Origin of the sequence: Streptomyces sp. NPDC059909 (genome assembly GCF_042730885.1) — a bacterium.
Lineage (GTDB): Bacteria > Actinomycetota > Actinomycetes > Streptomycetales > Streptomycetaceae > Streptomyces.
In genome coordinates this window covers 37,142-48,129 of sequence record NZ_JBHWKX010000024.1, presented here as the reverse complement: position 1 = coordinate 48,129, position 10,988 = coordinate 37,142, and the positions used below count along the sequence as shown (strand labels likewise).

The following is a 10,988-nucleotide window of genomic DNA, read 5'->3' as shown; positions in this document are numbered from 1 at the left end:
GTTTGCTTCTCAGAGCCACGGGACCCCTCCCTGGGGGAAGGGGGGCGGGGGGGGAGGAGTTTGCGGAAATGGGGGGGGGGGGGGGGGGGTGGGTGCCCCACGCGATGTGCGCCCCCCACGCTCAGGACAGCTGCGGCAGCACCTCCGCGCCCAGCCGCCGGACATTCTCCTCGGTCGCGGCCAGATCCCCGGAGCCCTCGACGAGCAGCGCGAAGCGCGTGATGCCCGTACGCTCCGAGGTCGCCGCGAGCCGGTCGGCCGCCAGCCGCGGCGGGCCCACCGGGTGCAGCCCGCACAGCAACTCCGTGTACGCCACGGGATCGCGCATGGAGCGCAGCCGTCCGTCGACCGTGACATGGGCGTCGAGCCCCTTCTTCAGCCACCCCGGCATCGCCTTCACCAAGGTCTCCTCGGCCTCCTCGCGCCCGTCGGCGATCTGGGCCACACCGGCCGACACATGCCCGGCGCGCGCGACGACGTCCGGCGAGTGTCCCGCGTCGAGCGCGTGCCTGCGCCACAGCGCGACCATCTCCGCCTTGTCCTCGTCGCCGCAATGCATTCCGAGGAGCATCGGCAGCCCGCGCTCGCCCGCGAGCCGGACGCTCGCCGGGGACGTGCAGGCGACGACGACCTCCGGGCCCTCGGCGCTCCCGTCGAGCAGCTCGTCCGGCCTCGGCACGACGGCGACTTCACGGAATGCGAATCGTTCACCCTGCGCCGCCACTCGGGGCTCGCGCAGCCACCGCAGCAGCAGGTCGAGCGATTCGGGGAAGCCCTTCTCGTACGCCGCGAGACCGGCGCCGAAGACCTCCAGATCGACCCACGGCCCACCACGGCCCACACCGAGGGAGAACCGCCCTCCGGAGGTGAGGTGCAGCAGCGCCGCCTGCTCGCCGAGCGCCACGGGATGGGCGGTCGGCAGGACGCTCACCGCGGTGCCCACCCGGATCCGCTCCGTGCGGCCGAGCAGCAGCGCGGCCAGGGTCACGGCCGACGGGCACACCCCGTACGGCACGAAGTGGTGCTCGGCCAGCCATACCGAGTCGAGCCCGGCCGCCTCCGCGGCCTCGGCGGACCGCACCGCCCGGTGCAACGCCTCCCCTTGGCCCTGGCCCGGGAACTGGGCCGCCAGTACAAAAGCTCCAACGCGCATCGCCTTCTGCCTCCTTGCGGCCGACGCGGCACTCCCCCCACACAGGCAACAACGTCTGACACGTGCCAAAGGCACGGCCACGCGTGAAGTTGTTGCGATTTTCCGGTAACTGGGCCCTCCGGGTGCCGGGATATCGCCCCGTACGGGACGCCTACCCGCGACCGCGGCCCGTAGGCTGGAAGGGAAACAGTCCGGTCCCCCCGTGAGGTGTCACGTGTCCCCGCGCCGCAACCGCCCCCGTGGCGGCGAGAAGCCCACCGATCGCGCGAGCGAGGCGGGCGACCGTTACGGCGGCGTACAGCGGACGGAGAGCTGGCAGGGCGAGGACTGGTCCGTGCGCCATGTCGCCGGGGCGAACTCCGTCGGCAAGCGCTACCGCTGCCCGGGCTGCGACCAGGAGATCCCGTCCGGTATGCCGCATGTGGTGGCCTGGCCGGAGCACGGCGGCGTCGAGGACCGCCGCCACTGGCACAAGGCGTGCTGGAACGCGAAGGACCGCCGCACCTCGCGGGTGCAGCGGTCCCGTAACGCGCCCAGGTACTGAGGCGGATCAGCCGCCGCGGCTCGGACGCCGCTCAGAGGTCGCTCAGACGTCGCGCTTGTCCAGCGTGAGGTACGCGCCGCCCATCGCGACCGCCGTCACCCCGAGCATGATCAGCAGAGGCTCCCAGCCCGACGGCCCGTTCCCCTCCACCGCACCCTCGTTGTAGAGCGCGACGATCAGGCTCGGGATCGAGTACGTCAGCAGGGCCTCCTGCAGCTTCACGAGCGAGTTCGAGAACATGAACATCGCGGCCACCAGCGGCAGCAGCATCAGCCCGATCATGATCGTGATCGCGCCGGCCGAGTGGCGGATGATCGCCCCGACCGCCAGCGCCAGCAGCCCGAGCAGCGCGAGGAAGAGACCGATGCCCAGGGTCGAGCGCAGCCATTCCCCGGCGGACGCGCGAGGAGCGTCCACGACCGCCGACTGGATCACGGCGACGAGCGTCGCCGTGAGTGTGGTGACCGCGAAGACCAGCAGGAAGAAGACGATTGCCTTCGCCGTCAGCACCCTGGCCCGGCTGGGGCATGCCGTCAGCGTCGTACGGATCATGCCTGTGCTGTACTCGGACGCGATCGTGAGCACACCGAGGGTGATGACGCAGACAGATCCGAGCAGCACGCCGAAGAAGCCGAGGCCGAGGGCGGGCTGCTGTTCGACAGGGGACTCACCGACGGCCGCGACGATCGCGGCGATGCCCGATCCGACGCCCAGCATCAGCACGATCATGACGCCGAGCGTCCACATCGTGGAGCGCACCGAACGGATCTTGGTCCACTCGGAGGCGAGGGCGTCACCGAGGTGGGCCCTGCGCACCGGGATCGGCGAGGCGTAGGCGGCGCCCGGCTGCTGGTAGGGGGTGGGGGCGGTCATCGGGCGTCCTCGGGCTTGTTCGGGTCGTCGGCGGGCGCGGGCGCGGGCGTGGGCGTGGGTGCGGGCGCTGCGGCCTCGGCGGGCGCGGATGCCGCAGGCCCGGCCGCGTCCGGGTTCTGCCCGGGCGGCGGCGGGGCGTACCAGCCCTGCTGCGGGACCTCGGGGACGACGACCGGCTGCAGCGACGGGTCGCTGAGCCGATCAGCGCCTCCGGCGCGGGCCATCGGCGGCTCCTGCATGAGTCCGGCCTTCAGGTCGTCCGTCGAGCGGTAGTCCACGGCGCTCTGCGTCATCCGCATGTACGCCTCCTCCAGGGAGGCCTGGTGCGGCGACAGTTCCCACAGCCGTACGTCGGCCTCGTGCGCCAGCTCGCTGATACGGGGCAGCGCCAGACCGGTCACCCGCAGCGCCCCGTCCTGCTCCGGCATGACCTGCCCGCCGGCCTCGGTGAGGACGGCCGTCAGCTTCTCCCGCTGCTGCGGCTCGGACTGCGGCGTACGCACCCGGGCGAAGCCCGCCGAATTGGCCGCGATGAAGTCCTTGACGCTCATGTCGGCCAGCAGCCGGCCGCGCCCGATCACGATGAGATGGTCGGCGGTGAGCGCCATCTCGCTCATCAGATGCGAGGAGACGAAGACCGTACGGCCCTCGGCCGCCAGCGACTTCATCAGATTGCGCACCCACAGGATGCCCTCGGGGTCGAGACCGTTGACCGGCTCGTCGAAGAGCAGCACCTGGGGGTCGCCGAGCAGCGCGGCGGCGATGCCGAGCCGCTGCCCCATGCCCAGCGAGAAGCCGCTGGAACGGCGCTTGGCGACGTCCTGCAGCCCGACGACGCCGAGCACCTCGTCGACCCGGCGCGCCGGGATCCCGGAGAGCTGCGCGAGCGACAGCAGATGGTTCCGCGCGCTCCGCCCGCCGTGCACGGCCTTGGCGTCGAGCAGCGCGCCGACCTCACGCGGCGCGTTCGGCAGCTGCCGGAAGGGGTGGCCGCCGATCGTGACGTGTCCGGCGGTCGGCCGGTCGAGGCCGAGGATCATCCGCATGGTCGTCGACTTGCCGGAGCCGTTGGGTCCGAGAAAGCCGGTGACGGCGCCGGGCCGCACCTGGAAGGAAAGGTTGTCCACGGCCGTCTTGGCGCCGTAGCGCTTCGTCAGGCCGACTGCCTCGATCATTCTCCAGCCCCATCGACAGTTCAGGTCGTCGGGGCACGGACCGCAGCGGACCGCACGCCCCCGTAAGAGCTAGGAGGATATCCAGCCCTTGACGGTTCCGACCAAGATGTACGAGTCGGTCATGCGTCCCGCTTCTTGAGGACCGCGTAACCGCCGAGAACGGCCACGGCCACCCAGATCAGCATGATGCCGAGACCGCCCCATGGGCCGTACGGCGCCGGGTCGCTGTTCATCGCGTCCGGGAGCACCTGCATGATCTTCGCACCGGCCTGGTCCGGGAAGTACCGGGCGACGTCCTTCGCGTACGGCACGGCCGACAGGATCTGGGAGACCAGGAAGAAGAACGGCATCAGGATGCCGAGCGACAGCATCGAGCTGCGCAGCATCGCCGCGACGCCCATCGAGAAGATCGCGATCAGGCCCATGTAGAGCCCGGCGCCGATCACGGCGCGCAGGACGTTCTCCTCGCCGATCGTCGTGCCGTGGTCGCCCAGCAGGGCCTGCCCGAGGAAGAAGGTGAGGAAGCTCGTCGCCATCCCCACGACCAGAGCGAGCAGTCCGGCGACCGCGATCTTGCTGAACAGGAACGTGGCGCGCTGCGGCACGGCCGCCAGTGACGTACGGATCATTCCGGAGCTGTACTCCGTGCCGACCACCAGCACACCGAAGACGACCATCGCGAGCTGGCCCAGGACCATTCCGGAGAAGCTGATCAGCGTCGGGTCGAAGGTGGCCCGCTCCAGCTCCGGCAGATCGTCGAAGGTCGCGGACATCAGCGCGCAGAGCGCGGCGCTGAGGGCGACCGTCACGGCGAACGCGCTCACCAGGGTCCAGGTGGTGGAGGAGACCGTACGGATCTTGGTCCACTCGGACTGGAGGACGGCGGGTACCGAGGCCATGGGTCAGGCTCCCTCGTTGCGCGGGGCCCACTGCGGGGCGGTCGTTCCGGTGTCGGTGGAGTGCGCGTGGTACTCGACCGCGCCCGCCGTCATCTGCATGAAGGCCTCCTCCAGCGAGGCCCGCTGGGCGCTCAGTTCATGGAGCACGATCCGGTGCTGGGCGGCCAGCTCGCCGAGCTGCTCGGTGGTGGCGCCGTCGATCTCCAGCGTCCCGTTGCCCGACTCGACGGCGGTCAGACCCTGCCCGTGGAGGACGTCCCGCAACCGCTCCTGCTGCGGGGAACGGAGCCGTACATAACTGCGGGAGTTCTGGTGGATGAAATCGGCCATCGACGTATCCGCGAGGAGCCGGCCCTGGCCGATCACGATCAAGTGGTCTGCGGTGAGGGCCATTTCACTCATCAGATGAGAGGAAACGAAGATCGTCCGCCCCTCGGACGCGAGCAGTTTCATGAGATTGCGGATCCAGTGAATTCCCTCGGGGTCAAGACCGTTGACCGGCTCGTCGAAGAGCAGCACCTGAGGGTCGCCGAGCAGCGCGGATGCGATTCCCAGCCGCTGCCCCATACCGAGCGAGAAACTCTTGGACTTCTTCTTGGTGACCGCCGTCAGCCCGACGAGATCGAGGACCTCGGCGACCCGCCGCTGCGGAATCCGGTTCGCCTGCGCGAGGCAGAGCAGGTTGTTGTACGCACTGCGGCCGCCGTGCATCGCCTTGGCGTCCAGCAGGGCGCCGATGTACTTGAGCGGTTCCTGAAGGTCCCGGTAGTGCTTGCCGTCGATCCGGACCGACCCGCTGGTGGGATTGTCCAGATCCAGCATCATGCGCATGGTCGTCGACTTGCCCGCTCCGTTGGGTCCGAGGAAGCCGGTCACGACGCCCGGGCGGACCTGGAACGAGAGGTGGTCGACCGCGACCTTGGCGCCGAAGCGCTTGGTGAGACCCTCGAGCTCGATCATGCGTTCACGCTACGGGCGGGGAATGGCCTGCGCCACCGCTTTGGGTAACCGGGGCTGACGCCCCCGTGCCCCTACGGTTGCCCGTGGACCACCCACCGGCCCGCAGACGGGCACGCAACCGCTACCGCAAACGCCCGTGCCCGGCGCCGTCATGGCACCGGGCACGGGCGAGTGGGGGCGTACCGCGGAGCGGGTCAGCGGGTCTGCTGGGCCGGGACGCCCCGCGAGATCGGCTCGTCGTCGGCGGGCGTGCCCGCCGCGGCCACGGCCGCACCGGTCAGCGTCGCCAGCATCTCGCGGACGTTGGTCAGCTGCGCGTTGATCGAGTCGCGGCGGTTCGTCAGCGCCGCCAGCTCGCGCTCGGATTCCGAACGGATCCGGTCCGCCTTCGCGTTCGCGTCCGCGACGATGTCCTCGGCCTGACGCTGCGCGGTCTCGACCGTCTGGCGGGCGCGGCGCTCGGCGTCCGTACGCAGCTTCTCCGCCTCCAGGCGCAGCTGCTCGGCCCGGTGCTCGATCTCCGCCAGGCGCTTCTCGGCCTTCGCCTGACGCGATGCCAGGTCCCGCTCGGACTGCTCGCGGCGCTTCGCCAGGTTCGTCTCGAAGTCGGCCGCCGCCTGAGCGGCCTTCGCGCGGGTCTCCTCGAAGAGCGCGTCCGCCTCCTCGCGCTTGGACTGCGCGTCCTTCTGCGCGTCGGCGCGCAGCGTATTCGCCTCGCTCTGGGCCTTCTCGACGATCCGGACGCCCTCGTCCTCGGCCTTCTGCTTGCGCTCGGCCGCGAACGCCTCCGCGTCGTTGCGCACCTGCTGGGCCGCCGACTCGGCGAGCTCACGGTGCTGCTCGGCGGCGCGACGGGCCTCCTCGCGAAGGTCCTTCGCCTCCTCCTCGGCGAGGCGGAGGATCTTCTCGACACGCGCACCGAGTCCGGCGTACGACGGCTCCGCGTCGTTGACCTGGGACTGGGCATTCTGCGTCTCGAGGTGGAGCTCCTCGATGCGCTTTTCCAGAGAGGTGATCCGTGCGAGAGCACTGTCACGATCGGCGACGAGTTTGGTAATGCGGTCATCCACCTGACCGCGGTCGTACCCACGCCGCACGAGCTCGAAGCCGAAGGGGGAGGAAGTGTCGCTCATGGGGTTCCTGTCGAATGAGACCGGTGAGGTGTTAGGGGGAATCCTAGGCGCCGAAGCGGCGTGTCATCGAGCAGATGCCCGTTTGATATGGAGAATGTCCAGCCTTTTGGGTGGCTAGCCCTCGGAGGGCTTGCTACTCGAACGTGTAACCCCCGCTGCCGCACCCGCCTTGACCCCGCCCGCACCGGAGCCGCCGCCCGATCCGGCCTTGGAGGTCGGCGTCTCGAACGACTCCAACGCCTCCAGCACGTCCTGGACACGGGAGATCTCCGCCTGGATGTCCTCCCGCCGGCGCACGAGCACGTCGAGCTCCCGCTTGCCGTCCGCGATCATGCGGTCGGCCTCGCGGTCCGCCTCCGCCTTCACCTGCTCGGCGGCGCGGACCAGCTCGGCCTTCTTCTGCTCGGCCTCCTTGAGGAGGGCCTCGGCCTTCTTCACCGCGGCGATCCGCACCTTGCCGGCCTCCGAGTTGGCATCGGACATCAGCTCCTTGGCCTTCGCCTCGGCCTCGGCCAGCTGCTCGGTCGCGGCCTTGACCAGCTGGTCGCAGCGATCGCCCGCCGCCTTCATCTGCTCGGCGGACTCACGGCGGGCCCGCTCGTGCAGCTCCTCGACCTCGCCCTCGACACGGGTGCGAAGCTCCTCCGCGCGCTCCCTGATGGCGGTCGCGTCGCTGCGCGCACCCACCAGCAGCTCGTCGGCGTCCGTACGGGCCTTCTCCACGTGGGAGTTGCCCTCGATGGTCGCCTCGGCCACCAGCCGTTCGGCTTCCTTGCGGGCGGCGCCCACCATCGTGTCGGCCTGCTCCTCGGCCTCGGTGGTGGCGCGCAGCGCCTCCTCCTGGGCCTTGGCCATGAGCTGGTCCGCCTGCTCGGCCGCGTCCGAACGCCGCTTCGCCGCGTCCTGACGGGCCGCGTCGAGCGTACGGTCCGTCTCTTCCCGCGCCTCGGCACGCATCTGCTCCGCCGCGCTCTCGGCATCGGCGCGCACCCGCTCCGCCTCGGCCCGGATGCGCTCGGCGGCCTGCTGGGCGGAGCCGACGGTCTCGGCCGCCTCGGCGCGCAGCCGCTCGGCCTCCGCCGACGCCTCGGCGATGAGCTGGTCGGCCTGCTCGGCCGCGTCGCCACGGCGCTTGTCGGCGGCCTGCCTCGCCTCGTCCAGCACCTGCTCGGCGTCCGTGCGGGCGGCCGCGCGCAGGCCCTCGGCCTGCGCCTCACCGTCCGCCTTGACCTGCTCGGCCTCGGTGCGCAGTCGAGCCGCGTCCTGCTCGGCGAGCGACAGCAGCTCCGACGCCTCGGTCGTGATCCGGTCGGACTCGCTCGTCGCCTCGCCCACCAGCCGGTCGGCCTGGGCCGCGGCCTCGGAACGGATGCGGTTGGCGTCCTCGCGGGCCTCCGCACGCGTCCGTGCCGCGTCCTGCTCCGCGGTGGCGACAGCGTCCGACGCCTCCGTACGCATCCGCTGCACGTACTCCGCGGTGTCCGAACGCAGCCGCTCCGACTCCGCGATCGCGTCGGTCATGGTCCGCTCGGCGAGCGCCTTCGCGGCCTCCGTCTCCTCGTCGGCGCGCGCCCGGATGCGGTTGGCGTCCTCGGTGGCGCGCTCCCGCTCCGCGTACGCGTCGGCGCGGACCCGGTCCGCCTCCTCCTGCGCCTCGGTCCTCGTACGCTCCGCGGCGTGCTCGGCGGCGCTGCGCAGCCCGGCGATCTCCTGCTCGGCCTGCTCCTGGAGACCCGACACGGAGTCCCGTACCTGCTGGGCGGTCTGCTCGGCGGCCGACACCATCTCGGTGGCCCGCCGGTCCGCCTCCTCGACCAGGCGCTGCGCCTCGGTCTGTGCCTCCTCGACCCGCTTGCGGGCGGAGGCCAGCAGCTCCTCGCTCTGCTCCCGGGCCAGCTCGCGCTCCTGGTCCGCCTCCGTACGGGCCGCGGTGAGGATCTCCTCGGCCTCCCGGCGGCGCCGGTTCGCCTCCTCCTGCGCGGCGGCCAGCGCCTCCGTGGCCTCCTGACCGACACGCTCGGCGGCGGCCGCGGCCTCGCCGCGGACCCGGTCCGCGCTCTCCTGCGCCTCCGTCTTCAGGCGCTCGGCCTCGGCGGCGGCCTCGGTCTGCAGCCGTACGGCCACGGCCTCGCCCTCGGCGCGCGAGGCCGAGGCGTCCGCTGCCGCCTCGTCGCGCAGCCGCTCGGCCTCCTGCTCGGCCTGTGCCTGGAGCGTACGGATCCGCTCGGCCGCCTCGGTGCGCAGCCGCTCGGTCTCCTCGGCGGTCTCCCTGCGGATCCGCTCGCTCTCCGTGCGGGCCTCGGACAGCGCCTTCTCGGCGGAGACGAGCCGGGCCTCCGCCTCCGTGTGCAGCCGGGTCAGCTCCTCGTCGGCCTCCCGGCGACGGGCGACCGCGGCGCGCGCCGCTTCCTCGCGCGTCTCACGGGCCGCGGACTCCGCCTCGGCACGGGTGTGTTCGGCCTGCTCCTCGGCCTCGGCGCGCAGCCGGTCCGCCTCGGCGCGGGTGCGCTCCAGCGTCTCCTCGGCCTGCCGGCGCAGCGTCGTCGCCCGCTCGATCGCTTCCGTACGGACCCGCTCGCTGTCCGCGGTCGCCCCGGAACGGACGTCGTCCGCATCGGCCTTCGCCTTGGTCAGCAGTTCCTCGGCGGACCTGGCCGCCTCCTCGATCTGCTGGACGGCCTCACGGCGCGCCTCGCTGCGGATCCGCTCGCCCTCGGCGACGGCCTCGGCACGCAGCTGCTCGGCCTCGCCGCGCAGCCGCCGCGCCTCCTCCTGCAGCTCGACCGTCTTGGCCCGGTACTCCTTGGTGTCGTCCTTCGCGGCGCCCTTGAGCTCCTCGGCCGTGTCATGGGCCTCGGCGCGCAGCCGGTCCGCCTCCGCCTCGGCCTCGCGACGGATGCGTTCGGCCTCCTCGGTGGCCTTGCGCGTGGTGGCCTTGGCCTCCTCGGAGGCCTTGTTGAGGACCTCCTCCGCGGTGCGGGCGGCCTTGGCGAGCTGTGCGGCGGAGTCCTCGGCGGCGACCGTACGGGCCTTGTCGGCGGCCTCCGCGAGGAGCTTCTCCGCCTCGGCGCGCGCGTCCGCGAGCGCCTGCTCGGCCTCGGCCTTGAGGGTCTCGGACTCCTTCGTGGCCTCGCCGACCAGCCGGGCGATCTCCGACCTGGCGGTACGGGTGCGCTGCTCGTTGGCCGACTCGGCGCTCGCCAGCGTCTTGCTCGCGCTCTCCTTGGCCTCCGTGACGACCTTCTCGGCCTCCGCGCGGGCCACGCGCAGCTTCGCCTCGGCCTCCTGCAGCCGCTGCTCGGCGGCGCGGCTGAGCTCCGCGGCCTGCTGGCGGGCCTGGTCGGACTCGGCACTGGTCGTGGAGCGCAGCTGCTCGGCGTGGGTGGTGGCCTCGTGCGCCTGGGTCGATGCGGCGTTCAGCAGCCGCTCTGCGTCCCTGCGGGCGCGCAGCAGGATCGCTTCGGCTTCGGCACGGGCGGTCTCGGCCTCGGAGCCGAGCCGCTGGCGGGTCTCCTCGGCGACGCGGGCAGCCTCGGCGCGGGCGGCGGCCAGTGCCTGCTCCGCCTCGGTGCGCGACTCGTCGAGGAGCCGGCGCGCCTGGGACTCGGTGCGGGCCCGGAGCTGCTCGGCCCAGGCCACGTTCTCGTTGACGTGCGCCTCGACGGTCTGGCGGCGCTCGGCGAGCTCCTGGTCGAGGCGCTGGCGTCGCTGGTTGGCCTCGGCGTGCAGCTCGGCCTGGAGGCGGGCCTGGTGCTCGGCGTGCTCCTGGAGGATGCGCTGGGTCTGCGCACGGGCCTCGCGCAGCTCCCGCTCGGCGTCCGAGCGCAGCTGGTCGGCCTGGATCTGGGCGTTACGGAGCAGCTGCTCCGCCTGGTAGCCGATGTCGGCGCTGTCGTACGCAGGACGGGTCGCGAGAGCTCGGCGCGCCTCGTGGAGCTTGGCGCGCAAAACCTCGACCTGGTATCCGAGGTCCTCGGCGTGCTGGACGGCCTTCTCCCGCTCGGTCTTCAGCCGGTCCATCTCGGCTTCGAACCGCGAGAGGTGGTCGTCGTCAGCTCGGTGGCTCTCCTGGCGTTCGTAGCCCCGCACTGCGCGGTCCCATCCGTCCCCTGGTCGCAAGTCTCTACAGTCGAGCACCGTTCGCCGGCGAACGGCCCCCCGGGGAATGGTGGCAGATCGAACTTCGCCAACAAACAACGCCGTGGCGCGGCCCCCGGCCCCGGCCCGGAGCCGCCCACTCTACCGGGCCAG

At 72.0% G+C, this 10,988-nt stretch carries 8 protein-coding genes; 1 reads left to right on the top strand and 7 read right to left on the bottom strand.

Going from position 1 to position 10,988, the window contains the following annotated elements; all coding sequences use genetic code 11:
• Positions 1–121: 121 nt before the first annotated feature.
• Complete coding sequence (locus ACFV9O_RS18290) at positions 122–1,153, bottom strand: LLM class flavin-dependent oxidoreductase (protein WP_385418847.1); 1,032 nt, start codon at positions 1,151–1,153, stop codon at positions 122–124.
• A 214-nt stretch (positions 1,154–1,367) separates the two neighbouring features.
• Between ACFV9O_RS18290 and ACFV9O_RS18285 the strand changes: the two genes are divergently transcribed.
• The gene (locus tag ACFV9O_RS18285) at positions 1,368–1,697 is read left to right on the top strand and encodes an ATP/GTP-binding protein (protein WP_385418845.1); all 330 of its coding nucleotides are present in this window, start codon (positions 1,368–1,370) and stop codon (positions 1,695–1,697) included.
• A 42-nt stretch (positions 1,698–1,739) separates the two neighbouring features.
• On the opposite strand, the gene ACFV9O_RS18280 is transcribed toward ACFV9O_RS18285, so the two are convergent.
• The 6 genes from ACFV9O_RS18280 to scy all read right to left on the bottom strand — a co-directional run bounded on the left by ACFV9O_RS18280 (position 1,740) and on the right by scy (position 10,826).
• Positions 1,740–2,570, bottom strand: a complete 831-nt coding sequence (locus ACFV9O_RS18280; protein WP_385418842.1) for an ABC transporter permease subunit — start codon at positions 2,568–2,570, stop codon at positions 1,740–1,742.
• Positions 2,567–3,745 (bottom strand): ABC transporter ATP-binding protein, encoded by a 1,179-nt coding sequence (locus ACFV9O_RS18275; RefSeq protein ID WP_385418840.1) that lies wholly within the window; start codon positions 3,743–3,745, stop codon positions 2,567–2,569. The genes ACFV9O_RS18280 and ACFV9O_RS18275 overlap by 4 nt, the downstream gene beginning before the upstream one ends.
• 119 nt (positions 3,746–3,864) lie before the next feature.
• Positions 3,865–4,644: an ABC transporter permease subunit gene (locus ACFV9O_RS18270; protein WP_385418838.1), complete on the bottom strand. Its 780-nt coding sequence runs from the start codon at positions 4,642–4,644 to the stop codon at positions 3,865–3,867.
• A 3-nt stretch (positions 4,645–4,647) separates the two neighbouring features.
• Positions 4,648–5,604, bottom strand: coding sequence for an ABC transporter ATP-binding protein (locus ACFV9O_RS18265; RefSeq protein WP_385418836.1), 957 nt, complete (start codon positions 5,602–5,604; stop codon positions 4,648–4,650).
• Positions 5,605–5,798: 194 nt separating this feature from the next.
• Positions 5,799–6,737 carry a cellulose-binding protein gene (locus ACFV9O_RS18260; RefSeq protein ID WP_385418833.1) on the bottom strand — a complete coding sequence of 313 codons (939 nt, stop codon included), beginning with the start codon at positions 6,735–6,737 and terminating at the stop codon, positions 5,799–5,801.
• A gap of 114 nt (positions 6,738–6,851) precedes the next feature.
• Positions 6,852–10,826 carry a polarized growth protein Scy gene (scy, locus tag ACFV9O_RS18255; protein ID WP_385418830.1) on the bottom strand — a complete coding sequence of 1,325 codons (3,975 nt, stop codon included), beginning with the start codon at positions 10,824–10,826 and terminating at the stop codon, positions 6,852–6,854.
• Positions 10,827–10,988 lie beyond the last annotated feature (162 nt).

Bases quoted from the DNA above. Each gene is read 5' to 3' on its own strand.
- ACFV9O_RS18280 (WP_385418842.1), bottom strand. From the start codon at position 2,570: ATGACCGCCCCCACCCCCTACCAGCAGCCGGGCGCCGCCTACGCCTCG.
- ACFV9O_RS18275 (WP_385418840.1), bottom strand. From the start codon at position 3,745: ATGATCGAGGCAGTCGGCCTGACGAAGCGCTACGGCGCCAAGACGGCC.
- ACFV9O_RS18290 (WP_385418847.1), bottom strand. From the start codon at position 1,153: ATGCGCGTTGGAGCTTTTGTACTGGCGGCCCAGTTCCCGGGCCAGGGC.
- ACFV9O_RS18270 (WP_385418838.1), bottom strand. From the start codon at position 4,644: ATGGCCTCGGTACCCGCCGTCCTCCAGTCCGAGTGGACCAAGATCCGT.
- ACFV9O_RS18260 (WP_385418833.1), bottom strand. From the start codon at position 6,737: ATGAGCGACACTTCCTCCCCCTTCGGCTTCGAGCTCGTGCGGCGTGGG.
- ACFV9O_RS18265 (WP_385418836.1), bottom strand. From the start codon at position 5,604: ATGATCGAGCTCGAGGGTCTCACCAAGCGCTTCGGCGCCAAGGTCGCG.